Source organism: Mesorhizobium sp. ISC11, assembly GCF_037162595.1.
GTDB lineage: Bacteria > Pseudomonadota > Alphaproteobacteria > Rhizobiales > Rhizobiaceae > Mesorhizobium > Mesorhizobium ciceri.
The window spans coordinates 16,318-40,185 of sequence record NZ_JAVSPW010000002.1 but is presented as its reverse complement, the minus strand read 5'-3'; the positions used below and the strand labels follow the sequence as shown (position 1 = coordinate 40,185).

Annotated in this window: 26 protein-coding genes and 1 pseudogene; 16 read left to right on the top strand and 11 right to left on the bottom strand. The window is 59.4% G+C overall.

The window, feature by feature from the left end; genetic code table 11:
* Nucleotides 1-60 precede the first annotated feature (60 nt).
* Nucleotides 61-921, top strand: a complete 861-nt coding sequence (locus tag RPF88_RS31225; protein ID WP_128338317.1) for an ATP-dependent DNA ligase — start codon at nucleotides 61-63, stop codon at nucleotides 919-921.
* 91 nt (nucleotides 922-1,012) lie between these two features.
* Nucleotides 1,013-1,837, top strand: a complete 825-nt coding sequence (ku, locus tag RPF88_RS31220) for a non-homologous end joining protein Ku (protein WP_337123999.1) — start codon at nucleotides 1,013-1,015, stop codon at nucleotides 1,835-1,837.
* A gap of 1,508 nt (nucleotides 1,838-3,345) precedes the next feature.
* Here ku and RPF88_RS31215 read toward each other — a convergent pair.
* Together RPF88_RS31215 and RPF88_RS31210 are read right to left on the bottom strand one after the other, a co-directional pair.
* Nucleotides 3,346-3,507: a hypothetical protein gene (locus RPF88_RS31215; protein WP_337123998.1), complete on the bottom strand. Its 162-nt coding sequence runs from the start codon at nucleotides 3,505-3,507 to the stop codon at nucleotides 3,346-3,348.
* A gap of 87 nt (nucleotides 3,508-3,594) precedes the next feature.
* On the bottom strand, nucleotides 3,595-4,935 hold the full coding sequence (locus RPF88_RS31210) for a Do family serine endopeptidase (RefSeq protein ID WP_245461868.1): 1,341 nt from the start codon (nucleotides 4,933-4,935) through the stop codon (nucleotides 3,595-3,597).
* 285 nt (nucleotides 4,936-5,220) lie between these two features.
* Between RPF88_RS31210 and RPF88_RS31205 the strand changes: the two genes are divergently transcribed.
* From RPF88_RS31205 to RPF88_RS31170, 8 genes are all read left to right on the top strand, one after another.
* Nucleotides 5,221-5,574 (top strand): hypothetical protein, encoded by a 354-nt coding sequence (locus RPF88_RS31205; RefSeq protein ID WP_127367034.1) that lies wholly within the window; start codon nucleotides 5,221-5,223, stop codon nucleotides 5,572-5,574.
* A 237-nt stretch (nucleotides 5,575-5,811) separates the two neighbouring features.
* Nucleotides 5,812-6,282 carry an Hsp20 family protein gene (locus RPF88_RS31200; protein WP_013525024.1) on the top strand — a complete coding sequence of 157 codons (471 nt, stop codon included), beginning with the start codon at nucleotides 5,812-5,814 and terminating at the stop codon, nucleotides 6,280-6,282.
* A gap of 73 nt (nucleotides 6,283-6,355) precedes the next feature.
* On the top strand, nucleotides 6,356-6,865 hold the full coding sequence (locus tag RPF88_RS31195; RefSeq protein WP_013525023.1) for an Hsp20/alpha crystallin family protein: 510 nt from the start codon (nucleotides 6,356-6,358) through the stop codon (nucleotides 6,863-6,865).
* Nucleotides 6,866-6,936: 71 nt separating this feature from the next.
* Nucleotides 6,937-7,704 (top strand): NADH dehydrogenase ubiquinone Fe-S protein 4, encoded by a 768-nt coding sequence (locus RPF88_RS31190; protein ID WP_337123996.1) that lies wholly within the window; start codon nucleotides 6,937-6,939, stop codon nucleotides 7,702-7,704.
* 12 nt (nucleotides 7,705-7,716) lie between these two features.
* Nucleotides 7,717-8,040: a hypothetical protein gene (locus tag RPF88_RS31185; RefSeq protein WP_024505615.1), complete on the top strand. Its 324-nt coding sequence runs from the start codon at nucleotides 7,717-7,719 to the stop codon at nucleotides 8,038-8,040.
* Between the two features lie 24 nt (nucleotides 8,041-8,064).
* Entirely contained in the window at nucleotides 8,065-8,430 is a 366-nt protein-coding gene (locus tag RPF88_RS31180; RefSeq protein ID WP_442921314.1) for an SPW repeat protein, read from the top strand.
* A 577-nt stretch (nucleotides 8,431-9,007) separates the two neighbouring features.
* On the top strand, nucleotides 9,008-9,199 hold the full coding sequence (locus RPF88_RS31175; RefSeq protein ID WP_337123995.1) for a DUF982 domain-containing protein: 192 nt from the start codon (nucleotides 9,008-9,010) through the stop codon (nucleotides 9,197-9,199).
* 802 nt (nucleotides 9,200-10,001) lie between these two features.
* Nucleotides 10,002-10,316 carry a hypothetical protein gene (locus RPF88_RS31170; RefSeq protein WP_337123994.1) on the top strand — a complete coding sequence of 105 codons (315 nt, stop codon included), beginning with the start codon at nucleotides 10,002-10,004 and terminating at the stop codon, nucleotides 10,314-10,316.
* Here RPF88_RS31170 and RPF88_RS31165 read toward each other — a convergent pair.
* The 8 genes from RPF88_RS31165 to RPF88_RS31130 form a co-directional block, all read right to left on the bottom strand.
* Complete coding sequence (locus tag RPF88_RS31165; protein WP_244507003.1) at nucleotides 10,313-10,768, bottom strand: hypothetical protein; 456 nt, start codon at nucleotides 10,766-10,768, stop codon at nucleotides 10,313-10,315. The two genes, RPF88_RS31170 and RPF88_RS31165, sit on opposite strands and share 4 nt — an antisense overlap.
* Nucleotides 10,769-11,943: 1,175 nt before the next feature.
* Nucleotides 11,944-12,105 (bottom strand): hypothetical protein, encoded by a 162-nt coding sequence (locus tag RPF88_RS31160; RefSeq protein ID WP_244507004.1) that lies wholly within the window; start codon nucleotides 12,103-12,105, stop codon nucleotides 11,944-11,946.
* A gap of 267 nt (nucleotides 12,106-12,372) precedes the next feature.
* Nucleotides 12,373-12,573 (bottom strand): hypothetical protein, encoded by a 201-nt coding sequence (locus RPF88_RS31155; RefSeq protein WP_024505611.1) that lies wholly within the window; start codon nucleotides 12,571-12,573, stop codon nucleotides 12,373-12,375.
* Between the two features lie 89 nt (nucleotides 12,574-12,662).
* Nucleotides 12,663-13,607 (bottom strand): Csu type fimbrial protein, encoded by a 945-nt coding sequence (locus tag RPF88_RS31150; protein WP_024505610.1) that lies wholly within the window; start codon nucleotides 13,605-13,607, stop codon nucleotides 12,663-12,665.
* Nucleotides 13,608-13,621: 14 nt separating this feature from the next.
* Nucleotides 13,622-16,033: a fimbria/pilus outer membrane usher protein gene (locus RPF88_RS31145; RefSeq protein WP_337123993.1), complete on the bottom strand. Its 2,412-nt coding sequence runs from the start codon at nucleotides 16,031-16,033 to the stop codon at nucleotides 13,622-13,624.
* A complete protein-coding gene (locus RPF88_RS31140) occupies nucleotides 16,005-16,724 on the bottom strand; it encodes a fimbrial biogenesis chaperone (RefSeq protein ID WP_013525015.1) in 720 nt (239 codons plus the stop codon). The genes RPF88_RS31145 and RPF88_RS31140 overlap by 29 nt, the downstream gene beginning before the upstream one ends.
* 23 nt (nucleotides 16,725-16,747) lie before the next feature.
* Nucleotides 16,748-17,242: a Csu type fimbrial protein gene (locus RPF88_RS31135; RefSeq protein WP_024505608.1), complete on the bottom strand. Its 495-nt coding sequence runs from the start codon at nucleotides 17,240-17,242 to the stop codon at nucleotides 16,748-16,750.
* Between the two features lie 609 nt (nucleotides 17,243-17,851).
* Nucleotides 17,852-18,484 (bottom strand): hypothetical protein, encoded by a 633-nt coding sequence (locus RPF88_RS31130; protein WP_013525013.1) that lies wholly within the window; start codon nucleotides 18,482-18,484, stop codon nucleotides 17,852-17,854.
* An 810-nt stretch (nucleotides 18,485-19,294) separates the two neighbouring features.
* Between RPF88_RS31130 and RPF88_RS31125 the strand changes: the two genes are divergently transcribed.
* The 6 genes and pseudogenes from RPF88_RS31125 to RPF88_RS31100 all read left to right on the top strand — a co-directional run bounded on the left by RPF88_RS31125 (nucleotide 19,295) and on the right by RPF88_RS31100 (nucleotide 23,558).
* Nucleotides 19,295-19,621 (top strand): MAPEG family protein, encoded by a 327-nt coding sequence (locus RPF88_RS31125; protein WP_013525012.1) that lies wholly within the window; start codon nucleotides 19,295-19,297, stop codon nucleotides 19,619-19,621.
* Between the two features lie 1,069 nt (nucleotides 19,622-20,690).
* A pseudogene (locus tag RPF88_RS31120) lies at nucleotides 20,691-20,994 on the top strand (DUF2269 family protein); the annotation flags it as partial.
* A gap of 198 nt (nucleotides 20,995-21,192) precedes the next feature.
* Nucleotides 21,193-21,405, top strand: coding sequence for a hypothetical protein (locus RPF88_RS31115; RefSeq protein ID WP_337123991.1), 213 nt, complete (start codon nucleotides 21,193-21,195; stop codon nucleotides 21,403-21,405).
* Nucleotides 21,406-21,419: 14 nt separating this feature from the next.
* Nucleotides 21,420-21,611, top strand: coding sequence for a hypothetical protein (locus RPF88_RS31110; protein WP_245469234.1), 192 nt, complete (start codon nucleotides 21,420-21,422; stop codon nucleotides 21,609-21,611).
* A 213-nt stretch (nucleotides 21,612-21,824) separates the two neighbouring features.
* The gene (locus RPF88_RS31105; RefSeq protein WP_127366655.1) at nucleotides 21,825-23,000 is read left to right on the top strand and encodes a zinc-dependent alcohol dehydrogenase; all 1,176 of its coding nucleotides are present in this window, start codon (nucleotides 21,825-21,827) and stop codon (nucleotides 22,998-23,000) included.
* 9 nt (nucleotides 23,001-23,009) lie between these two features.
* Nucleotides 23,010-23,558, top strand: a complete 549-nt coding sequence (locus RPF88_RS31100) for a hypothetical protein (RefSeq protein ID WP_013525009.1) — start codon at nucleotides 23,010-23,012, stop codon at nucleotides 23,556-23,558.
* Nucleotides 23,559-23,602: 44 nt separating this feature from the next.
* Here RPF88_RS31100 and RPF88_RS31095 read toward each other — a convergent pair whose 3' ends face one another.
* Nucleotides 23,603-23,818, bottom strand: coding sequence for a hypothetical protein (locus RPF88_RS31095; RefSeq protein WP_013525008.1), 216 nt, complete (start codon nucleotides 23,816-23,818; stop codon nucleotides 23,603-23,605).
* Between the last annotated feature and the right edge of the window lie 50 nt (nucleotides 23,819-23,868).

Below are 23,868 nucleotides of genomic sequence, written 5' to 3'. Positions count from 1 at the left end.
TAAAATGTTCCGGAACCATTTTAGCTAGCGCTAATTGAATCGCACTATGCGAGTCAGCGCATGCGTCTGAAGTTCATCAAGCCCATGGAACCCGAGCTGGTCGAAACGCCACCGCAGGGCGACGAATGGCTCCATGAGATCAAATTCGACGGGTATCGGACCCAAATCATCAAGGATGAAAACGGGATCCGGCTGTTCACCAAGAACGGATACGACTGGACAGGCCGCTATATCGAACTTGCCGGAGAGGCGGAGGCGATCGAGGCGGAAAGTTTCATCATCGATGGCGAGACAATCACGGTCAACGAGGCCGGCCTGTCCGACTTCCAGGCCCTGCAGTCAGCCGTCACCCGTCGTAAGCCTTCGCGCGATCTGTATTTGGTGGCATTCGACCTCCTGCACCTGAACGGGCATGATTTGCGCAACATGCCGGTGGAAGACCGCCGCGAGATCCTGCAGGAACTGATTCCAGCCGTCGGTCGCATTCAGGTCAGCAAAGCCATGCCCGGCACCGGAGACGCGGTTTATCACCTGGTCGACAGGGCGGGGTTGGAGGGCATGGTCTCGAAGCGCAAGGCCAGCGTCTATCGCAGCGGACCGACGATGAACTGGCGCAAGATCAAGTGCTATGCCGAAAAGGAAATGGACATTATTGGCGTGCAGCGCGAGGCTGGGAAGCCGGCAATGGTGCTCATGGCCGACAAGGGCCGCTACGCCGGCGGCGCCTTCGTTGCCTTTAAAGCCGACAAGCGCCAGCGACTATGGGATCGCGTGCAAGGGAAAGTCGGCGGACCAGTGCCCATCGGTCTAAAGAAAGAAAAGGCCGAATGGCTCAAGCCTGGTCTGGTCGGTCGCGTGCGGTTCCTGAAGGGCGAGGAGAAGCTTCGCCATGCGAAGCTGCTGGACTACCGGGAGGAATAATTCTTGGGCTGCAGGCAATGAGTGCCCACGTTGCGGAACAGAACCGTGTGGCTGACGTTGTGCCGACATCGGCACGTCTAGGAGAAACGGCATGGTGGCGCCGCGCGCGGTCTGGAAGGGCTTTCTGAGGGTCGGTTCCGTGTCGTGCGGGGTGAAGATAGTTGGTGCCACAAGCGAGGCATCCAAGATCCACTTCAAGATTCTGAACCGCAAGAACGGCTTGCCCGTCAAGAGCGCCTATGTCGACGAAGGGACCGGCGATGTTGTCGAAGTCGCGGATCAGATCAAAGGCTACGAGGCGGACAAGGGCGAGTTCATACAAGTCGAGCCGGACGAGATCAAGAAACTGAAACTGACGTCGCAGCATACGCTTGATGTCGATTCCTTTGTTCCGGTTGCCGAGATCGACACACGTTACCTGGAGAAGCCATACTACCTAATCCCGGCTGACGGCGCCTCGTTGGAGGCCTTTTCTGTCCTGCGCGATGCGATGGCCAAGAAGCGCGTTGCGGCGCGATCCTGCGTCGTGCTCTATCAGCGCGGGCGCGAAGTGTTGATACAGCCGCTTGAAAAAGGAATGCTGCTGACCGAGTTGCGCGCCCACAATGAGATGACGTCGGAAGACACCGTCTTCGACGATGTGAAAAGCCCAAAATACGATTTGGATCTGCTCGAAATCGCGGGGCTTCTCATCGACAAGAAGGTGACAAAGTTCGATCCTTCGAAATTCGAGGATACTTACGAGGATGCGTTGATTGCCATGATCGACGCCAAGCGCAAGGGCAAAAAGCCCCCGAAACCGGCGCCAAAGCCCCAGGAGAACGTGGTCGACCTGGCCTCGGTTCTTCGAAAGAGCCTCGCCAAGGAAGGCATCGGCAAAGACCGGCCAAAGGCCAAGAGCCGCAAATCGGCATAGTTAAAAATAGCAATCCCACCATCACCGCGCATGACCCAGTAGTTTTGGCGCGCTCGCGCGTTTCCGGCGTCAGGTCTTCGGCCAATCTCACCGGCTCGTCGCATGCGACGCTGCGGCGATCGGGAGGAAAGACCATGACGCCTGACGCGACAAATCGCGGAGGCTACGGGCAGCCTAGACACATCGGCCCTTGTTGCTGGATTGCCGTTGTGCCGTAGCTATAGGCTCGTCATTTGGTCACTCCTTGTGACCAACTGGTCGGCGTGGTCACCATCACCCAAAAAATGATCGTGCCGACCTGGCCATGGACCGATGCCATGTGAGATTGCGTTCATTGGATGTTCGTTGCTTTAGTCAATCGCAATGTAGCGTTGAGCGGAACGAAGTGGGCCCGCCACTGAGGACACAAACAGCGGCGGGCCTTGCTTTGAGACCTGGCCCGGGGAGCCAGGCTGCGAACCCAACTTCGATTTCAGAAAGAGGTTCCAAGCCTGCAGAAAAAACCCCCGCTGCCTTGACGTCCAAAAGTCCATTCGGTGACCTGCTGGCTATCGTGTCGCGGTCAGGATATTCGTCCTGTCGCCGGCGCGAATTATGCTCTGCGTCTCAGTCGGTCGGGCCCTTGGGCTTCGTCTCGGACGTAGCTCCGTCGAGGAGACAACCCGGCGAGAGGTCACATCGAGCAGATGCAGGCACTCAGTCAATTCTTGCCGGGCCGATTGGCCTTGGATGATTCCACGTCCAGCTGGGCGCGACTGGCATGAAGCAAGGCCGCGATCAAATTTTGGTCGGCTGACTTTTTGCCGGTGTATAGGCACACAAGCTCGCGGGCCTGGACCGTCGAATCGGATTCCGGGCTCTCCCTGATGGCTGACGTAAGAGCCCGGGAGAGTATGTCGAAATCCAACAACGAAATACCCGGTCGGCTTCCTTTCATGGCCAAATCCATCCTGTTGGTCTGCAGGCAATACTCGAAAGGTCGATAATGATGAGAATCGGCATCACCCCCATTCCTTCACGTGCTCAACTTCAGAAGCTCTCGGGACATTTCGCCGAGCCCGGCGGCGGCGCGTGGATAGCCGCGGTGCAGCGCCACCGCAATTACAAAGGTTAATTCGGCTACGCCATCGAGGATCAGATGGCTTGGGGCCGAGTGTTCGCAAATCGCAGCTATAAATCAAATCTTCGGGGTAAGTTGACATGCTGGCCATGTGCATTCGGTCTTGTCATCCACGGCAGCGTTGCAGACACTTTCTCGGTGAAGCCGACCTTTGTGCCCGTTTCAGTTCAGTCATGGGTCTTGCGCGTGGGCTCCAGACTTCCGACCATCGTACGCCGAATAGCAGGCATCACAGGCCTCGTGCGGCTCAGCTGGCCACTGGACAACGCTACAGCATTGATCACACAGCCGATTTCGGAGATCGCCGACTTCTCTTGCGTTCACACGCCAGAGATCGCTAGTCTAAACCTGTGCGCGAAGTTCCTTGCATCGATAAAAGCACACGCGCTCAGGAGCGGATCGCAGGCTTTTGTTTGTCCACCTGTGTGGTCGCCGGATGCGCCGAAACGTAAGGACTTTCGCCTCGCCGACCGGAGTCGCCGACCGTGCGCGCAAAGCCGCAGAGCAGTTCCCGCAGCCGCATGTTGAGCCGGACCGCCACTTCAAACATACCGCTCATCGGCTTCACAACTCTGGTGCGCTCCGGTAGGGGGCCAGCCCAGCAGCACAGATCGCGACGCCGTCTCTGGCCTGTCAGTCAGGAGTTTGCCACAGCAACGAAAAGCGATTGTCCCTGCCGGTCGATACGGAACAGCACTGGCTTTTTCTGCTGACGGGATTTCGCCCATTCCTCGCGGACGTCAGACGGCTGGGTCATGTTTCGGTTGTTGGCCGACACGATGACGTCGCCGGGCCGGATGCCGCTTTCGGCCGCAAGACTGTTGGGAGCGACATCCTGGACGAACACGCCCGTGGTGTCGGCCTGTAGGCCGAGTTGCTGGCGCGCTTCGTCCGGAATGGCGCTCAGCGACATACCAAGGCGCTGGTCCTCAGTACCCAGGCTTGGAATGGCACCGGTCTGTTCCTCCTGGTCCCTGCGTCGATCGACAGTCAGCGACAATTCCTGGTTTGTGCCGCCCCGGTTCGTTGTTACGGTCACTTTCGATCCCGGCTTCTGGCTTGCTGCCGCCAGCGTCAGGTCATGGACGCCTTGGATGTCCTTGTCGTTGAACCGGGTTATCACGTCGCCGGCCTGGATTCCCGCTTTCTGCGCCGGGCTGCCAGCCTCGACCGAGGCAACCAGCGCGCCCTTGGCGCCCGGCATTCCGAGCGCCTCGGCGATGGAAGGCGTGATCTCCTGAAGACGCACGCCGATGAAGCCGCGCTCGATGCGGCCAGTGCTGATCAGTTGGTCGACGACAGTCCGAGCTGTGCGCGAGGGCACCGCGAATCCAATGCCTATGCTACCGCCTGACGGCGACACGATTGCCGTGTTGACTCCGATGACTTCGCCGCGCGCGTTGAACAAAGGACCTCCCGAGTTACCTCTGTTGATCGAGGCGTCAGTCTGCAGGAAATCGTCGTAAGGACCGGCCTGGATATCGCGAGAGCGGGCAGAAAGGACGCCGACAGTGACCGTGCCCCCGAGACCGAAGGGACTGCCGATGGCGATGGTCCAGGCCCCTGGTTGCATCGCGTCAGAATCCCCCCAGGCCGTCGCCGTCATGTTGGGCCGAGGCTCGACTTTCAATACCGCGATGTCGGTTGCCGGATCGCGGCCCACCACCCGGGCGGGCGCCGTCTCCTTGTCGGAGAACACGACGTGAATCTCAGTTGCGTCGGCGACGACATGGTTATTGGTGACGATGTAGCCTTCGGGACTGATCACAAAGCCGGAGCCGAGTGCTTCCCGCACCTGGGGCTGGATACGCCCTCCTCCGTCGAAGGGATTGAGAAAGTCGTTGAGCGTCGTTTGATCCTGGATGATCTGCCTGGTCGTGATGGCGACAACCGCGGGCAGCTTCTGACGCACGATTGCGCTGAAGTCGTTCGGAATTTCCTGTGCGGTGGCCGGAGCAAGGCCGCCAGTCGAGAGCATCAGGGCTCCTGTGATCAAGCCAATGCACAAGTTCCTAGAGAGGTAAGACATGACTGGTTCTCCTGCCGGATCGGGTCCTTGATTTTCGCCCGACGTCAGAACTGAGATTCTCGCCGATTGTTTCACCGGCTGGATAAAATGGTTCTAAGGCGTTGACCACGGGAAATGTGACCCGTGCCAAGCCATTGAAACTTGCTTGAGACGTCCCAAAATTTCGTCTGGCGGGAATCGCGAGAGCCGCCAAACTCAAACACGCAGGAGATTGTCTGAAGCGGAGGACCATCAATGGAAGCAGCCATTTCGACCCATTTTGCCTCGATTGAACCCGTGGCCCCCGATGTTTTTCTGGACCGATTGCTGCATCCGGCACGGCATTTCAAACATCCCCACGACGTCTTGGCCGACGTTGCCCTGGACGGTCAGGAGAAGCGCGCCATCCTTTCGTCATGGGCGTCGGATGCCTGCGCGGTAGAATCCGTGCCAGCGCTTCGCATGCTGCCGGGGGCGGGTGAACCAGTCAGCTTCGATGCGATCATGGATGCATTGCAACAATTGGATCAATCGGACGAGCTTGCCGGTCCTGATGGCAGTGACAGCGCGATGGTGGCCGGGTTCGTGCCATTCATCGATCGGATTTAAGCGCGACCTGATTGTTCGTGAACCATTGACCCGTCGGCGAGTGACCCCGCCGGCGGGGGGTGGCATGGGTGCGTTTCGCCCGGATTGCCGCTGAAAATTTTCCTAATACCTCTTGAAGGTGCAAGTCGCGATTCTAAATTGATGGTCGCCGGTCGCCTGATGGGGCCGGCAAGACCAGGAGGCGGCAAGGCTCTTGGCGCCTCCTATGATCCATGTTGCTCAAAGGAGGATGTGGTTATGAACCTCGATTTTACCCCCCTGTACCGGTCCAGCATCGGCTTCGACCGCATGGTCGACATGCTTGAAAATGCGAGCCGTGTGGCCTCGTTCGACAACTGGCCGCCCTACGATATCGCCAAGGTTGATGATGATGACTATCGCATCACGATGGCGGTCGCCGGTTTCTCGCAGGACCAGCTGACCATCACTCACCAGCCCAACATGCTGGTCGTGAGCGGGTCGCAATCCGGCGATGAGAACGGCCAGTATCTCTACCGCGGCATCAACGGGCGCGCTTTCGAGCGTCGGTTCGAACTGGCCGATCATGTCAAAGTTGCTGGCGCCAGCCTTGAGAACGGGCTGCTGAGCATCGATCTCAAGCGCGAGGTTCCCGAGGAGATGAAACCGCGCAAGGTCGAGATCTCCAGCGGGGCTCCCATGCCGAAGATCGAAGCCCCCAAGGTCGAGACCGAGAAGCTGGCGGCCTGAGCAATCCACGATGAAGGCATCGCTTGAGCCGGGCGTCCGGCCCGGCTCACAGACCTACGAAAGGAGAAAGACAATGAGCGTACGTGACTTGATCCCATGGGGCCGGGGCAACGGAAACTCGGCGCCCAGTCTCTTCCCTGATGGAGATCGAGACCCCTTCGTCTCCCTCCACCGGGAGGTAAACCGGCTGTTCGATGACGCCTTCCGCAGCTTCGGCGCCAGACTGCCGGCCTTCAGTCCCTCTTTTGCCGCCACTTGGCCCAGCGTCGAAATTTCCGACACGGACAAGGAAGTCCGCGTCACGGCGGAAATACCCGGCCTGGACGAGAGCGACATAGAAGTCCTGCTGGACAACGGGGCGCTCAAGCTTAAAGGCGAGAAGCGTTCCGAGACCGAGGACAAAGACCGGCAGTTCTCCGAGCGCTTCTACGGTCGCTTCGAGCGCCTCATTCCGCTCGGCTACGAGGTCGAGGAAGACAAGGTCAACGCCGCCTTCAAGAACGGGGTGCTGACCGTGACCTTGCCCAAGACCGAGCGGGCGCAGGCGAAGGCCAAGCGGATCGCAATCAACGGCAAGAACTGACGCACGGCAGTATGAGCAGCGGCCGTCACGGCCGCTGCTCGTACCACCCTTCATGATGGGAGGGACAGACAATGGAGACAGTTCAAAGCAGCGACATCAGAAACCCAACAAGGACTTCCGGCCGGCCGGACAATGACAATCGGCCTCGTGTCGACGAACCGGCTTTGTCAATGGGGCGGTCAGTGTTTCCGGACGGCGTGACGGCACGGATCTACCAGCCATGCCGCTCGGCCACGACCTCGGCAAAGCCCCGCAAGGACTGGCGATTGATCTTCGAACCTCGCACAGCCCCGTTCATCGAGCCGCTGATGGGCTATACGGGCGGCCGGGACACCCCGACCCAGGTTCAACTGGATTTTCCGACGCTGGGGGCGGCGATCCGTTATGCGGAGCGCCAAGGCCTCAGCTACGTGGTGCAGGCTCCATCTTCTGGCTCTCAGGCCAAGGTCAGCAACAGGCAAGCATCGGAGGAGAGGCACGCCTTTTCCGACGTGGTTTGGCAACGGCTACAATTGGCATGGCTCCAGGCAAGCCACAACTATGGCGCTGGTGCACAGGCAGCGCACATACAGACGGCGCTTTCCGAGCCCGAGACATTCTATGCCTCTCCGATGGAGGTGGTGGATGACCCGGTACTCGCACCCGACGAGAAACGTGCCGTGCTCAAGAACTGGGCCTGGAACGAGTACCTGATCGACCTGGCCACCGCTGAAGGCATGCCGGAAAATGCACGTCCGACGCGATTGGACGAGGTTGAGCTCGCTCTGCTGGCCTTGGAAGGCAGTACCCAGAGATTCCAGACTCGGCTCAGCCCGGTACGATCCCGGATAGCCGCATGATTGGAGGCAAGAATGGACCCACTGATCGTCTTCGACGCCCAACGGACCATCCCGAACCCCTTCGCGCTTGCGGTCGCGGCAGCAGGGCGGGCGCGCGCACTGGCGCGCGGCGCAGCGCCCCGGCTGGCGGCCAGGCCGAAGAGCCGGCCGCATCTCGCATTGAGTGAGATCGCCGGCAATGCGTTCGAACCTCGGGAGATCGAACCCTTCCTCCTGACTGAGCCGATCTCGCCGAAGGACTGCGTCCGTTTCAAATCCGGACCCAAGAAGCTTTGCGGCATCGGGCCGAACAGGCCCGCTGCCGCACCCGCCCTCGACTCAAGGGCGGTACATTGACGTACTGAAACGCAGGAAAGGAGAATGACGATGTTGAAGACCGACAGCAGCAGGCCGGCGCTCGATGTCGTAAACATCCTTGCCGGCATCGCGCTGGCGCTCTCGCCTTGGCTCCTTGGCTATGCTGCCGATGCTGTTGCCGTCTGGCACGCCTTCATCGCGGGCGTAATCACCGTTCTGATCGCAGCGCGCGCGTTGGTGGCGTTCCACAAATATGAGGAATGGGCGAACCTTGTCGTCGGCCTGTGGATTGTGGCCGCACCTTGGGTGCTTGGCTTTGCCGGCCTGGCGGCAGCAATGTGGTCGCACGCCATCGCTGGCGCTGTGGTTGCTGCCCTGGCAGCAGCCAGCCTTTGGCTCGCGAATGACCGACCGCTCTCTGCAGCCTGATCATAGCCGCTGGCGGGTCCGACTCTTCCGGGCCCGCTCTTTTTTTCGCGAGACGATGCCGGCGGCGATGAAAGGCGTTGACGTGCCAGAATTGATGCGCTCCGTTTGACGACCTATATCCCGCGCTGTGTGGAGTGGCCGCAATGGACATGAGTAAAGGAAAACACAACGCCGCCTTCGCTGCGCTGATGCTCTTCCAGCTACGCAGCTCGTGACGCAAATCCAAATAGCCGGTTAGAGGCCTTGCTACGCGACGGCAAGATCGCCGACGTGCAGGTTGGTGGGCCGAGGGCCTCGCGGACAGACGCGCTGGCAGCGGGATGAGGTGCCAATTGCCAAGAGGCTGCTGGGCTCGGCCGGCCAATTCTCTCTTGAACTGAAAAGAGGCATTTCCAATATCCTCTCTGTGCCGAAGGCGTCACGCAGACCGGCATGTTTGCCGAGGAATCATCCTGCGTCACCCGAAGAGACACAAGCGCCGCTTTAGGGCTTGAAGGGAGGTCAAGATGGAGAGCGCTACGTTCAAACAGCTTTCGTGCGAGATGACAGTTTCGTTCTCAAAAAGATCGGTTGCGTCATGGATGCCATAGAATTTCTGGAAGAATGGCCGGTCGAAAGGCGCGGCCTTCTCCACGGAGCGGCCTGTGATACATGCTACTCGGCGTATGATGGTCGCAAGTCGGTCGAGGCCGCGCACAAGGCGTTTGCTTTTGGCGCCGTCTTGGATGACAGGGCCGAAGATTGGCAGTGCACACGAACTAACCGTTAAAACTCTCTGCGGCGGCAATCACGCCGCCGCAGCAAACAATCTGCCACGCGCTCACGAGGAGGAGAGGCTCGGTTGACCAGATGACGGACGGGCTGCGCCGGCAACTCGCGCTATCGTATTCGGGGGGTCCGGACGATCGCCCTCCCGCTGCCAACCCCGATGAGCAAAGAGCCTTTCACATTTGCAAGCCGCAGCCGCCGATTGCAGCCCAAGCCGAACACAGGCCTTCACTGCACCAAAAAGTCCGCTACACATAAGGCATGGTGCATTCATGGCCTTGCGGACGGGCGAAGCCGTGAAGCGATACTCGCCCACGCCTCGACCAGTCACGGCACAGCGGATTGAGCGAGTACTCGACCGCGTCGCCGAAATCATTGTGGCACGAGGTGAGCATGGTGAGGCATGGCTCCCGTTATACGACCACTTGGAACGCGCCTTGCAGGACAACCGGGCGAAGGAAGAACGTCTTGCCGCAGTGCGTCAGCGGGTCATACGATCCCAGGATCGAGCGGCCACACGATCTTCATAGTTCCTGTTGCCACATCTTCATGTCGCCGTCCTCGCCATATTTCGGCCGGTAGATCGGGTAGCCCATCAACATGCGCCGAAGCTCCTCGCCGAGCCTACCGTTCTTCATGCGGTCTTCGAACGAGCGGCGCAGTGAATAGACAGTGTGTATTGTTCTCGGCGGCCGCCGACCGCGTCAACAGATGATGATTTGGCAGGCTCGCCTATCGTGCTCTCGGCTAGTCCGCAGGATCGTGCCGAGGAGCTCGGCGACCAATATCTCTGCGAGAGGTCGATGGACGAATCCCAGGGACTCGACGCGCTTGATGTGGATTTTCACCAGCATCAACGAAGCCCACAAAGCATTGTCAGCAGCCTCATGGAGATCTCGGGCGGTGCGCGCCTTTATCCGGTCTGTGTTGTCGAGGGCGCGGCGCACGAGCACGCAGCGCTCGTCGAGGTCCCTGACCTCTCTGGGCACACGGCGATAGTAATGGAAATGATCGCCCCTCCGTTGCAGGAAGCGGTCGGGATGATGCTGTCCGCGTCGTCTTCCCGGGCAGCAATTCAGGGCGCAGCAATCTGCGTTGCCCACCCACCCCCAGTTTAGCAGCCCTGTGCCTTCAGGGACCGGACCATGCGCACGACAACAGGCTCATATGGCTTCTTTTCCGATTTCCTGTAATCAATTGTGAAAAGCGCGGCGCGGTCGCCGCAGACCGTGATTGCGCGGACATAGCGGATCTCGCCATTCTTGACACCCGAGTAGCTTGCCCATCTGGATGTTATGCGCCGATAGGTCAGTCGCCAACCGGACTTTTTGTCCTCTATCATGCGGTGCTCGATCTCGGCGCGAAAACTGGCTTTGCCCAATCGTGCGCCCCAAATGACTAGGGACGCTTCTCTCGGCCCCTGAAAAGCCGCGCCTTGATCCGAGTGCTGGGTGAGGACGAAACCTGGAGGAATATCGAATGTAAAGCCAAGCTGCCGGACGCCAAAGGGCTGCCATGCTTCGGCACGAAGCAATGTGGTGCAATAGAGACAGACTGTAAGGCCCAGCAAGAAGTGTCGCATCGCTCTGATTTAGCGTCGGCTAACATGGCGACCAGACCGACATGGGGTCCGCGACGTAAAATGTGCAGTTCAAAGCGGGCTTCCCTTGGCGTCAGGGATGATCACTGAGGTGGAGCCGGAACTTACCTGATCCTTGAGCCGGCGAACCGATGATGCTGGAGGGGCTTTGAGCCATAGTGGTTCTAATTGTAGCCGAGCAAATGGCGAAGCCCAACTATCGGAGCTAGACGGTCCATATCATGCAAGGGCCGCCGCGACCCAGGCGATCGCGGGAGAGCCGCGCCGCTATTTCAGCCAAACTGTGTTCCATGGTCGAATTCTCCCCAGGTTGACTCGAGAGGACGGCGGGCGCAGACGTTCACGCGGACGGGCATCGACTGGTCATCGCCGACACATGGTGCGCATCCCCCACAATCCACACATCTCGGTAAGCGATTGGAGGGGTGGCCGGCGCCTGTGGCGGGTTTGTTGGGACGTTAGGCGCCGGCCGGGCGGGCGGGGGTGGGCCGCCGCAAGCACAAGCTAATATATACCCAACTCTGGTGCCTATGGTGCTATCGCGCAATGGCCCTGACGGGCAGCCTAGGCCATGGGGCTTAGTTGCGGGATTACCGTTTTGCGCGTAGTTTGTAGATCTGGTTGTTTGGGTCCCTCCTTATGACCAGTGCCGGTCGGCACGGTCACCGTCACCCTTGCTTGGTAAACTGATCGTGCCGACCTACCCTTTTGACATAGAACCGCACCCCCTTTGGCAATTGAAGCGACTGGCGAACGGGCGGCATGAAACTCATCCGAATGGCGTCACGCTTCGTCGCTAGGCGATGTGTTGCCGCCGGATCAACGTCAACTGCGGTTCGAGCTGTAGCGCTGGGAGCAAGACGCCCAGGAGTTACCATTGGGCTGCGCACGCTGAAAGGACGGGTTACTCCCGACGCGGCGAAGTCAAATCCGAGGATCGCAAGGGCCTTCAGCTGTCTGCTCGCGCCGAGTCCCTGGGATTCGTCTATCGACCGCTCGCCGAGATCCTGGTCGCGGAGCCCCTCGATACGATCCTGCAGCGGGTAGAGAGCACGATAGGCGAGCCTGCCAAATCACCATCTGTCGATGCGGTCGGCGGGAAGGTTGAAGCAACGGTTAGAAGTCACCTCGGGCGACCCTACGCTTCAGGTCAATGCCGTTCGCAGGCCAACCAGATCGTCGGCATGTCCCATGTCCAGACCTTCAGCCGGCGCGCCCCACGCATCAGCCGTCAGGCCGGTGAACACGTCGAACACCGTCCAGCTTCTACCTGGCTCTTGCCTTAAGTCGTACCGCTGCTGTGCCATGGGTCATTCGTTCAGCTTCCGATCCAGCTCGTCAAGCATGGACCGATGCTGCTCGGTCACATCCCAATCTGCTGGACCTCCCAGCAGTTGGCGGATTTGATGGCGCAGCGTCTCTGAAGTAATCCACGACCGAATGAGACGCGATGTAGCCTGCTGTTGCTCGGGAGAAAGCTCTTGCATGGTTGGCCCGCACGGTTAGACCGAGCCCAACCCCTTTGTGACCTTAATGGTTCCCGATGGATTGCCTGAAGAGAGTTGGAGCTGCAGCTACTCCGGCGCGACCGATAGAAAAAGTTCATCGCCGCGAAGGCCGGCTTTGTAACGTGCAATCAGGCTTTCGGCAGCCGTCGTAGCTTCGGGGCTTTCGCGGTTAATGCCGCGCAGCTCACAAAGCATATCGAACAGCCCCTGGAGAAGAGACAGTTCCTCCGGCTCGAAGGTGCCGTTCGCGATGCTTGTTACCAGCATGATCCCTGCCCCTGCATTGGCCGGATCATTCGAGCGGGTCAGCTAAATGTCAATTCGGACCAAGGTCTTGTCGGAAAGGCCTTCATCGCTCAATAGGTCACAGTGACGACAACCGTGTCGGTGTATACGCCTGCGGAAGGAGTGGCCTGCGGCGGGACGCGACCATAAACCGTGAAGACTTGCGGGACCCCAGTTCCAGTTCCCGGCACTGTGCTGCCGGGCACGGAAGCGTCGCCCCAAGGCTGAGTTCGATCAGCATTCTTGTAGAGGCCATAGGTCACTGTTTCCACGCCTTTCGACATCTTGCGAGTTGTCGGCGGCGATCCTGTCGTGCCGCCATTCAGCGAGACCGTGTAGGCCGCTGCTGGTGTGCAGGTGACTGACACCTGGCCGGTGGCATCAACATTGCCGTCAAGTACCCCCTTTGATCCAAAATCGATGTTCTGCGTCGATACAAGGCAGTTGGCGGCGACCGTCGCATTGATGGTGAAAGTCGGATCAGCCGCCACCGTACCGGAGGCGGTACTGCAACTGCTGCCGGAGGTATAGCGATAGCGAAATTCGACCTGCGCACCGGAGAATGTCGAAAGGTAGGTTCCAGGTGGAACGGTTCCCTGCCCTCCGGCCACGGCGCCATAGATAGTCGCCGTTCCAGTGGCTGAGCCCAATACATTTGGGGTCAATGCCAGTGCCGGAGGGCGGGAAGCGTAGGCCCAGGCATAAGAACCCCAAACCACGCTGCGTGCCGAGTCGGAATAGAGCTGATAGTTGAGTGCGTTGGCTCCGCTAAACATCTGGCGGGCCGTCGCCGACGACGCGCCGCCTGTGCCGGCCGCAAGATGCGCACAGATCAGGATGCGCTGACCGACAATGCCGCTGCAATTCATGTTGATGGTCGCGGTCGTGTTGGTCTGACTGCCCGAGAGGGTGTCAACCAACCCGAAATTCATGTTCGAGACGCTGAAGCTGCAGCTTTGCGCCAAAGCGGACAACGGAAACATGGCAAAGGCCATGAAGATGACAAGACGGAGCATTCGTTCTCCCATGTTTACCTGCATGCCACGTCCTTGATTGCGACTTGCTGACCGGGTGCGGGCGTGTAGAAAAAATCGGCCTTGCAGGAGGTGCCATCCAGACGATCGATCACGACCGTGTTCTGTGCGCTTAAGCCTCGAATGTACGCCTCACCATCGTAGCCGATGACAAACTCTTCGGAGCCAGCCTCCATGCGCCCCTTCAGGCCGGCTTCCAAAGGGGTCCCTGTGCTGTCGACCAGAGTGACGACCGCTGCTTCGGGCGCTTCCGAAACGCCGAACTTCACCACGACCCCGCTGCGATCGGCTGGCATCACGACTTCCTTGGTTGCCGGAACGTCCGCATTCACTGGCAGATTCTTTGGATCGATGGAGACCGTGTTCGGTTCGTAGGAGTTAAGCCCGGGGACCAGGATGCGCCCTTGCCGATTGGTCTTTCCCACCGGCCTGTTCTGGAACTGGACGTCGACATCAGGAGCGCCGACTTCGACCACGGCGAAAGCATCGTCTATGCGATTTGTGGCAAAGACCCCGCCGCCTGCCACGGCAATCGCGCCATCCATTTGCGCAGTTGCCCGCACGTCCTTCCCGTATTGTTGGACGCCAGCCTCGAAGCGGGCGAAGCGCGCGCGATAGCTTGCTGCGGCCGACCGGTTGGGCGTGTCGCCTTCCGAGGTTCGTGCTCGCCAGCCAATGCTGCCGTCTTCCAACCGCTGCGACTTGGCGATGTCGGCGACGACATTCAGGCCGTCCGGTCCCTGCTCTATTCCCGTGGAGGCGGTGATATCGTCACCGAACGGAACCGATAGGCCGGCGAAGACTCCAAAGCTGCCGCTATCCTCAAGGTCGGTAAAGGCAGTGGCATAGAGGCTGCTTCGCTTGAATATCTGTTGGCTGTAGGAAAGGCCAACGATCTGGCTCTTCTGGCCTTCGGCACTTTCAAGATGCGTGTAGGAGAGATTGAGGCTGGAAAAATCTATCGGCGCCGGGATGCTGAGCGTGAGCTGGTCTATTGCGCGAGGCACGCCCGTGCTGAAGATCGGCACGTCACCGGGCTCTGACAACGTCGGCTCTGCCGTCACCGCGGCGATGTCATCATAGTCGCCGAAGGCGCGTTGGATGCGACCGTAGATCGACCACCCTTCGTAGCTCATTTCCAGAGACGCGTTGACAAGCGAACCCGTGCGACCGTCCTGATGGCTGCCGGCGACGGCGACTGAGGCTGCGCCATATGGTCCAAGCGGAAAGGCGGCGCCTACACCACCGTTGATCAATCCTTCGCCGCCCTCGGCATGGCCCTCAAGCGTCAGCCAATTGGTGAGACCGTAGCGTGCGGTGGCGACCCCAAACACCCCGTTGGCGTAATCGTTGGACTCGGTGCCGAAGTTACGCCGTGGAAACCCGATCTCCGCCGAGAAATCGAGCAAGCCCTGTCCCAGCATGTCGCTGGAGGTATAGAAGGGGAGCCTCGTTGTGGTCTCGCGACCGAGGCTATCCCTCAACACGACCTGCGCTTCACCGGCTCCGGCAAAGACTGGCAAATTGGTGACCTGAAAAGGACCGGCGGGAATCTCTCCGGTATAGGTGCGGACGTTCTGGGCATAGACTTCGAGGGTGGAAGGAACCGCAGCGGTTCCGCCGAAGGACGGCAGCGGCAGCGTGACCAGGTCCGACCGGAGCGCGAAGTTGCGCTGTGCTTGTATGCCACCGAGATAGACCGGCCGCGTCCAGGCCAGCCCGCCGGAAATGAAGTCCCCCGCCCTGTAGGTCATCATCCGTTCAGGGTCTGAATAGCTCCACGTCGTATTAAGCCGTGTGAAGCCACCGAACTCGCCATCGGAATAGCCGGCAATGAAGGATTGGTTGAGCGTGCCGTAGGGGCTGAACACGCGCGCATCAAAGGCTCCTGAAATTCCCTGAAACAGGTCAACCCTGTTCTCAACCAGGGAGTTGGAACTTGCGAAGAGAGAGTAGTTGAATACGCCGCCATAACCCGACTGCGCCTGAATACGATCTCCCTTCTCAGCGGCCTGAACATCGACGACGCGGGCGGCGCGCCCCTCGTTCGTGGTCGTGACAAAGAGGCGCTGCGTCGGCTCATCAATACGAAAGGCAACATCGGGCAGTTGGTCCAGCCTGACCAGCCCGTCCGCGTTTGCGCTATCTACGGGCTTCAGGCCGACCTGCTTCAATTCGTCCGGCGTCGCCGCCAGGCGCCCGTCGGGGAACTGCGTGAAGGTCCCTATCAGCTCCGTCGAAACGTCATTGATGAACACCTCGAGATAAAGGTCGCGACGTCCTGTTTGGTCCGGGGCGGGTTCCGCAATTTGAGTCTGCGGAGCCTGCGCGTTCGCCGGCAGGAAAGTTAGAAAGGTGCCTGCAGCGACGACCGCGATTCTACCGCCCTTTGATCGCAACCGGAGCATCAAATGGTCCAAAATCGCTCTGTGCCTTCAGCACCACAGAGCTTGCGGCCAGCGATTTGCTGCTGCCGATCGGCCATTGCATGGTGGCTCCGCCAAGAATGTAGCCGACAAGTCCGCTGCGACTGGCGACCTTCTTGCCGCCTTGCGTCAGATCGATGTTGGATAACCTCAGCCGGCTTTCACCATTGTTACGCGCCGTCAGAACAAGGCTGCGGCCCTTCCGCGACATGCTGAAGGACACGTCAGGTGCCTTGGAGTCGGGATTGCGAAAAAAGACCGGCACGGAATAGCGCAGCACCAGCGTCACGGTCCCAGCCTTCCTGCGCGATGGGTCGGGCAGCTCGTCTACAAGCAGGCGATAGCTTTCCTCGGTCTTCACTCGCGCCTTGCTGACGCGGAGCACGCGAACGGAATAGTCGGCATTCGGCCCGACCTGGGTCGATGGCGGGCTGGCAACCACGTCGGTGGTCGGCTCCAACTGCTCTACGCCGTCAGCCTGGCGCCAACGGAATACGCGTATCTGCACGTTTATCGGCCGCTTGGCATCATTGTGCAGATTCAAAACTGCCGCGCTGTCGGGCGCAATCAACTCCAGGCTGGTTGGGGCCACTCTAAGGGAAGCGGCTGCCGAAAGGCTGACGCACAGCAAAAGGAGCGCTGCCGCCCCTATGCATGACTGCATGGGTCGCATGTCGTATCCTCCGTTTGGGAAGTTCAATATGTCACGGTGATCGCGACGGTATCCGTGTAGACGCCTGCGGCCGGCGTTGTTTGCGGCGGGACTCGCCCATAGACAGTCAGGTTTTGCACGTTGCCGTTTCCGGTTCCTGCAACCGTATCGGTGCCGACTGTGATCCCCCACGGCTGGGTGCGCCCAGTGTCCCTGTACAGCATGTAGTTAACCGTAGCGGCACCAGGGCCGGTCATTTTGCGAACTGCTACGGTCGCACCAGCACCCGCGCCTGCGCTCAGACCCACATTGTAGGTCTGACCGGAAGTGCACTGCACGCCGATGGTACTGGTTTGATCGGCATTGGCGTCGATTACGCCTTTTGAGCCGAAATCCAGATCGCTGGCGGTCTGAACCTTGCATTCGGCGGTAATGGTAATGCGAACCGTCATGTTGCCTGTCGCGACCGCCGCAAGGGCTGGGTCGGTCAGGGATGCCGCGGAAATGAGAGCCAAAAAGGCCGCGAGGCAGGCACGCATTCAGTGTGCTCCTTATCTTTCGGCTGCTCGCCAATGGCGATAACCGTCGAAAGCTCCCGACCCAAAATGCATTTGGCACAAATTCCGTTAAGATTCAACTAACATCTCAGAGACCGCTGAGCTCAACGCGTAAAGGTATATTTGCTGTTGCTAATGGTATCCGCAATTCAGTTAGGAAGTATTGCCGGAAATGACGATCCAATCATCACATGTATTATACCTTCGTGGCAATATACTGATCTTCAATTCACATGGTAAGATATCCCGACAGAAATCAAAGTCGGGTTTTCATCTTAAAGTTTAGTTTAAATCTCCACATTAGCGCCAATGATATTTCGGCCACTTTCCAATGTTTTTTACGCCATTGGAATGGTATTTCTCCAGCGCTCACGGCAAATCAAATAATTTGGAGCACACTCGATATTAGCACGTCGTTCCCGTTTTCTTCACATTGGCGCCAAATAATTGGAAGAAATGATGCAGCGTCAATTTAAACTAATGGCGGCAAAAAGCCCGTCACTTGCGGAAACGGGCTTTCTGACTGGCCAAAGGCAGGAGAGTGTCACACCGCCTTGCGGCTGGTTCGCACTTCCGTCCCGGCTGTTCTTTTTAGCGGCGGGAGATCAGCAGGCAAAGCTGGCGTAAGTCGCGATCGTAGGTCCCCTGACTGCCGAGCACGTCCACACAACGTTTCTTCATCCGTGCGAGTTGCGTATCCGACAGGTCAGCTACGACGTTGACCAGTCTACGATTGCTGGGATTAGAAGGATTGCTCGGATTGGAAGGGTTGGAGGGGCTTGTTTCAACGCCAACACCGGCATTGACACCATTGCCAACGCCCAGTCCAGCACCAACACCAATGCCGCTCGTGCCGCCCAAAGTTGCGCCAACACCTGCCGTCACGCCGTTAGTGCCACCAACCGTCGCACCTGCCCCAGCATTGATGCCACTAGAGCCGCCGACGGAGGCGCCCAGACCGGCATTGACGCCGCTGGAGCCACCGACTGAGGCGCCTGCGCCAGCATTGCCGCCGCTCGAACCCCCGATAGACGCACCCGCTCCGGCGTCCACGCCGCCCGAGCCGCCGATAGAGGCACCAGCACCGGCATTGATGCCGCCGCTACCCCCAACGGATGCGCCCGCACCGGCGCCAATTCCGGCGGCATTTGCCGGCATGCACAAAACTGAAATGATCACGCCACTCGCCAATGTTTTGGCAGTTCTCGCGAAGATACTAGCCATGACACTCTCCTGTGGTTGCCTTACGATGTGCAGCAAGCTTCGCCTGCCGCTCATATTAGTACGCGCTAAGGCGCCACCGAGTTGCACAATAACCGGTATGATCCGGCGGTATAGTGTCCTGCGGATATAGGACAACGCTGATATTTTATTAAAATGCTTAAGAACAACTGTGGCTCGGTTGCCCCGGACGCGTTGCTACACGAGCGAATTGCCTCGGCCATCCATATTTCGGGTCCTCGCCATTCAGGAGGTCCACGCTGTGACCGCGTACCATGTCAAGATAGCAGGCGCCCCTCGCGCCATGAACACATCGAACTATGGCTTGAGCACCGCGGACTGTCCAAATCTCTTCCGTAGTGGCCGGTGCGGTCCGTTGGGCCCAAAGGCCCCCCACTGAACCAGCATTCTCCCTTTCCGCGTCTAGTGCGCCGTAGTGGGTTCGCCTCTCGAGTCAGGGAGCTGTCGCATGGTCTAAAAGCCGGAAGTCCGACACGGCGCACATTGGAATCGGCGCGATCAATGCCTTCGACGGTGATCGCGATCGTCGCGTTCTCGATCCCAATCCATCCCTTGGCTTTCCGGGGTTGCGGACGTCCTGCCTGCATTTCAGATATAGCAGTGAAAGCAGCTTAGCATAAGCGGCTCTAAGCGTCCTTCGGCAAAGACCCTGTCGCCATAGGAGAGACATGAGCTCGCGGCTCAAGCCGGCCGCAAAATCCTGGCGATTGGTTGTCAGGATGACGCACATGCAGCTTGCCACTGGCGACAACCTTTGCTTGCCTGCCTGTTCCGCGACGAGAGGAGGCAGGCATGGAACGGTATTTCTCGGTGGCTATTGTGACGCTGCTTTGCAGCCTAATGATTTTTGGCATAGCGCTGACAGTCGCCAGAACCCACAAGAGGACGGGCGTTCTCGCCCCGACCATGACTGGGGATCCGCTGCTTGAGCGGACAATCCGCGCTAATTCAAACTCGATCGAATGGCTGCCGATCTTTCTTCCGTCGATGTGGCTTTTCGCGGTCTACTGGAGCGCGCCATGGGCGGCTGCACTGGGACTGCTTTGGATAATGACGGTTCCCGTCGGCACCGCTGAAGCGGTACCCCGGCTTCTTTATTCAATCTTTCGCCGCATGTGACCTTTCGCTTCAACTCGACAGCGGTCAAAAGGCGAACAAGAGTCCGGGCATAGCTTAGCCGTAGCGCCCACGGGTCTGCTGGCTGCCCAGTCAACACGTTAAACGCGGTCCAGCTTCGTTGGTTCTTTTCTGAGTTCATGTCTCTGGTGAGTCACCGTCGCTAGCCATACATCAAGCAGTGATCGATGATTCCGTGTGTCACGGGGCAGCTTAGCAACGGGCGAAGCTATCGGTGGTTCCGGCGAAACGAATACGAAGCAGGCGGTTGGACCGGCTTCGATTCAACGGCTGATGTCACAAGTGATGACTTGGAAGGCGCCAGAGGTCGTCAGCGCGTGAGATAGAATGACTGACGGCTAACACCGCCTCGTCCTTCCTGCGCGATAGCCTCCTTCAAACGCATGAGCTGACTCGCAACACTGCGATTCAATTTAGCACACGTTTAATTAGCTCCGGAGCATTTTAACGAATCGTTGACCGCGCTGTCCCATTATAGGACGGCGCGGTCAAACCCCAACCGGACTGCGCAGGCGGCTCCGGCACTGAAGCGCCCGCCCAACTGTCGGAGTCGCCACCCACACCAACATACCAGCAATGGTTGAATCAACCGTTACCGCATGTGCTTTCCAATGTGCTTCCCTGATCGTTAGACTTTGACCGAGCGGACGGGAATATGCGCAGAACAGTTCGGTAACATTTGAGACAAGTCGATGGATATGACGAGCTATCTGATCTTGGTGGATCAATTCCCGGCAAGCTCTACAGCGGCGAGCCCAAAAAGGATATTCCTACATCTGTCCGACGTGCGGTCAGCAGGTCGACATGCGTCACCTTCGCCAAGGCGCTGGCCGCCGGTTGTGCCGCGCCGCCTCGCTCTGATTTCCTGACATTCCGATCGCTTGTCAAACGATCCAGCCCACATGCCGCACTTCCGCCGGGAATCGGGTCCATGACCATCGCGGATCCCGCCGATCAGGTCCCTGAGCTGGCGCTGCGTCCATGAGCGGCGCAGGGGGATTGATCCTTGCACTGAACCGTCCGAGGCGGTCTGCGAACAACTCGCCGTCCGGCCGGCATCGCCTTCTTCATGCTGCTCGCCCATCAGACCGCAAATTCCGCGACCATCGTAGCGGTCGCACGCATCGCCGTGATCGCTGAATTCGTGTTCACTGCAACCGCGGTGGTGGCTCATGCCCTCGCCTGGCATTCCGCCTATTCGCCGACCGAGAGGTGGATTGCGCTTTTCGATCCTGCTTTACCTCATTACCGGCCTGTTCTGGCTTCCAGTCGTGTGGATGCATCGAGATGCGCGATCTCTCGCCCTGCAGGCCGCGGCAGCGAAGCAAGCTTCACCACAGCGCTGCAACACCTTGGCACGTTCCGCCATTCCAGAAGGCGGCTACGACGACATGAATGCAAACACCATCTCCACCATTCTGGTTGTGGTCGCCCTGCGCCCACGGGCACATGGCCTGTAACTTCGCCGTGACCTCATCCCCTTGAGGGAACAATCTGACCGAGCCCCAGTTTGACCCAAACAAACACGGCCGATGGTTCGATGGAGGCATGCCATGAGATGGTTGAGCAAGCTGTCCGGGAGAGGATGCACCAGGATCGCGGTTCTGAAGAAGCTTTCCGTGACGAAGATAGCCGCAACGACCAGGGCGACCGCAACGGGCATGCTGACCGCCCCGATGAAGCTAGCCGGCATGGCGACCATTGGCGAAATCGTGGCGACTGGGGCAGAGGACACAGAATGGCTCGACACCGTGGTCACCAAATGATGCGCGGTGCCGGCATGCGACTTATGTTCGGCCTGTTGGACACGGATGGCGACAGGTCACTGTCCGAGGCCGAGGTTCAAAGCGCGGTCGGCAGGATGTTCAATAGCATCGATGAGAATGGTGACGGCAACATCGATCTAGACGAAATCCAGTCCCTCCTGCACGGCTCCAACGTGCATGGCACAAACAACGAAGACATGCCGTAGCTGCATCAAGACTGAGGAGCCGACTTCAGACGGAGCGGCAAGCGAGTCGCGGTCAGGCGAAGGCGCCGTTTGGAATGGCCCAAATATTCTCTCAAGCTCCCGGAACATAGGTCGGCCATTGCGGTTCGACAGGCGGCGGGCACGGTCGATGAATAGCATGGCCCGCTTGCCAAGCGCGGGTCCCGATCGACCTTGCCAACAGAGGAGCGGGCTATGCGTGCGTTGGTCTGGCACGGTAAGGAAGACATACGCTGCGATCAGGTCTCCGATCCAGAAATTGAGGATGAACGGGACGCGATTATCAAGGTGACGAGTTGTGCCATCTGCGGCTCCGACCTTCACCTTTACCACAACTACGTGCCAGCCATGCTGCCAGGCGACATTATGGGCCACGAGATGATGGGAGAGGTCGTGGAGGTCGGCAGGGGCGTCAACGGCGCTCTGAAGAAGGGAGACCGCATTGTCGTACCGTTCACCATAATCTGCGGTGAGTGCGACCAGTGCAAGAGACAGAACTTTTCGGTTTGCGAACGTACGAACCGCAAGAAGAACCTCGGCGACAAGGTGTTCGGGCACACCACCGCTGGTCTGTTTGGCTACACCCATTTGACGGGCGGCTATCCCGGGGGACAGGCGGAATACCTGCGGGTGCCGTTCGCCGACGCCACGCACCTAAAGGTGCCTGACAACCTTACCGACGAGCAGGTTCTCTTCCTCGGCGATATTTTTCCCACCGGATGGCAGGCCGCGGCACAGTGCGACATAGAGCCTACGGATACGGTTGCGGTGTGGGGCTGCGGCCCAGTCGGGCAGATGGCAATACGCAGCGCCCTGCTGCTCGGCGCCAAACAGGTGGTGGCGATCGATTGCCTGCCGGAACGGCTTTCCATGGGGGCGGCCGGCGGTGCCATCACCATTAATTTCGCCGAGGAAAGTGTCGTCGAACGGCTGCAGGAACTCACCGGCGCAAATGGCCCGGAGAAGTGCATCGATTGCGTCGGCATGGAAAGCCATGTCTCGCTGGCCCAGCCCGACACCGTCTACGATCGCGCAAAGCAGTTGATGCTGATGGAAAATGATCGACCGCATGTGTTGCGCGAGATGATCTATGTCTGCCGGCCGGCCGGCGTGATCTCGATCCCCGGCGTCTACAGCGGGCTGGTCGACAAGATTCCGATGGGACAGGCGATGAACAAGGGCCTCACCTTCCGCATGGGGCAGACCCATGTCACCCGTTGGACCGAGGATCTGCTGCGCCGCATCGTGGACGGCCAGATCGACCCTTCCTTCGTCATCACCCACACCGTCGGGCTCGAGCAGGGACCCGAGATGTACAAGGTGTTCCGCGACAAGCAGGACAGCTGCATCAAGGTAGTTTTGAAACCGTAGGGAATCGTCATGAACGTGGTCGCTAAACTCACCAACATCACCCGATCGCCTGGCGATCCCAAAGTGCTGCAGGCCGGGCCGAGTGTGGCCGGTGCCTTCGATGGCCTTGCCCGCAAGCTCGGCTGGTTCAGCATCGCGCTGGGCGTCGTCGAACTGGTTGGTGCCGAGCGGATTGCCGGTGCGCTCGGCATGAGCGGCAAGCAAGATCTCATCCGAGCCTATGGGGCGCGGGAGATAAGCAGCGGCATACTCTCGCTTTCCGTGGACAAGCAGGCTGGGCTTTGGAGCCGGGTGGCTGGCGACGGCCTGGACATCGCGACGTTGCTGTCAGCTTATCGGCATGACAATCCAAAGCGCGACAACGTGGGCATTGCGCTTGCCGTGGTCGCCGGAATCGCTTTGCTCGACATCATCGGTGCGAAAGGCGTCACCGCGCGCCACTCTCGCAGGGGGACCAAGCCGCGCGACTACAGCGATCGCAGCGGCTTTCCCGCAGGCACTGCCGCAGCCCGCGACTTTGCCCGCTCTGAGCGCGGCCAGGAGTCCGGCGCCGCCTGACAGAGTGCCGACCTTGCGCTATAAGCTAGTCTGGGGTTCCAGCCCTAAAACCAGGTTACCGATTTTGAGCTCGACGAGATTGTAGCCGCGCAACTTGCTATCGGCCCGGCCCCATCCTGCACCATGCCGATTTCTACGCCGGATGCGACCTGCTCGCCACGCCCCAGGTGTGGGTGCGGCGCAGTGCCTGCGAATTCGCCGATGGCGCTGACGATTTCCCGGCCGTCAGCATCGGTGATGACGGTGGCGTAGCGGGTCATGAATCACACTCCTGAATCAGCGCGCGTTGCGGAGACAACCTATTGATGGG

Bases quoted from the DNA above. Each gene is read 5' to 3' on its own strand.
- RPF88_RS31145 (WP_337123993.1), bottom strand. From the start codon at position 16,033: ATGCTCCGGTTGCGATCAAAGGGCGGTAGAATCGCGGTCGTCGCTGCA.
- RPF88_RS31175 (WP_337123995.1), top strand. From the start codon at position 9,008: ATGGATGCCATAGAATTTCTGGAAGAATGGCCGGTCGAAAGGCGCGGC.
- RPF88_RS31215 (WP_337123998.1), bottom strand. From the start codon at position 3,507: ATGTTTGAAGTGGCGGTCCGGCTCAACATGCGGCTGCGGGAACTGCTC.
- RPF88_RS31225 (WP_128338317.1), top strand. From the start codon at position 61: ATGCGTCTGAAGTTCATCAAGCCCATGGAACCCGAGCTGGTCGAAACG.
- ku (WP_337123999.1), top strand. From the start codon at position 1,013: ATGGTGGCGCCGCGCGCGGTCTGGAAGGGCTTTCTGAGGGTCGGTTCC.
- RPF88_RS31140 (WP_013525015.1), bottom strand. From the start codon at position 16,724: ATGCGACCCATGCAGTCATGCATAGGGGCGGCAGCGCTCCTTTTGCTG.
- RPF88_RS31095 (WP_013525008.1), bottom strand. From the start codon at position 23,818: ATGACCCGCTACGCCACCGTCATCACCGATGCTGACGGCCGGGAAATC.
- RPF88_RS31195 (WP_013525023.1), top strand. From the start codon at position 6,356: ATGAGCGTACGTGACTTGATCCCATGGGGCCGGGGCAACGGAAACTCG.
- RPF88_RS31100 (WP_013525009.1), top strand. From the start codon at position 23,010: ATGAACGTGGTCGCTAAACTCACCAACATCACCCGATCGCCTGGCGAT.
- RPF88_RS31155 (WP_024505611.1), bottom strand. From the start codon at position 12,573: ATGCTGGTAACAAGCATCGCGAACGGCACCTTCGAGCCGGAGGAACTG.
- RPF88_RS31180 (WP_442921314.1), top strand. From the start codon at position 8,065: ATGACGATGTTGAAGACCGACAGCAGCAGGCCGGCGCTCGATGTCGTA.
- RPF88_RS31135 (WP_024505608.1), bottom strand. From the start codon at position 17,242: ATGCGTGCCTGCCTCGCGGCCTTTTTGGCTCTCATTTCCGCGGCATCC.
- RPF88_RS31115 (WP_337123991.1), top strand. From the start codon at position 21,193: ATGAGATGGTTGAGCAAGCTGTCCGGGAGAGGATGCACCAGGATCGCG.
- RPF88_RS31105 (WP_127366655.1), top strand. From the start codon at position 21,825: ATGCGTGCGTTGGTCTGGCACGGTAAGGAAGACATACGCTGCGATCAG.
- RPF88_RS31210 (WP_245461868.1), bottom strand. From the start codon at position 4,935: ATGCTCTCGACTGGCGGCCTTGCTCCGGCCACCGCACAGGAAATTCCG.
- RPF88_RS31170 (WP_337123994.1), top strand. From the start codon at position 10,002: ATGGACGAATCCCAGGGACTCGACGCGCTTGATGTGGATTTTCACCAG.
- RPF88_RS31150 (WP_024505610.1), bottom strand. From the start codon at position 13,607: ATGCTCCGTCTTGTCATCTTCATGGCCTTTGCCATGTTTCCGTTGTCC.
- RPF88_RS31130 (WP_013525013.1), bottom strand. From the start codon at position 18,484: ATGGCTAGTATCTTCGCGAGAACTGCCAAAACATTGGCGAGTGGCGTG.
- RPF88_RS31200 (WP_013525024.1), top strand. From the start codon at position 5,812: ATGAACCTCGATTTTACCCCCCTGTACCGGTCCAGCATCGGCTTCGAC.
- RPF88_RS31185 (WP_024505615.1), top strand. From the start codon at position 7,717: ATGGACCCACTGATCGTCTTCGACGCCCAACGGACCATCCCGAACCCC.
- RPF88_RS31205 (WP_127367034.1), top strand. From the start codon at position 5,221: ATGGAAGCAGCCATTTCGACCCATTTTGCCTCGATTGAACCCGTGGCC.
- RPF88_RS31190 (WP_337123996.1), top strand. From the start codon at position 6,937: ATGGAGACAGTTCAAAGCAGCGACATCAGAAACCCAACAAGGACTTCC.
- RPF88_RS31160 (WP_244507004.1), bottom strand. From the start codon at position 12,105: ATGGCACAGCAGCGGTACGACTTAAGGCAAGAGCCAGGTAGAAGCTGG.
- RPF88_RS31110 (WP_245469234.1), top strand. From the start codon at position 21,420: ATGCGACTTATGTTCGGCCTGTTGGACACGGATGGCGACAGGTCACTG.
- RPF88_RS31125 (WP_013525012.1), top strand. From the start codon at position 19,295: ATGGAACGGTATTTCTCGGTGGCTATTGTGACGCTGCTTTGCAGCCTA.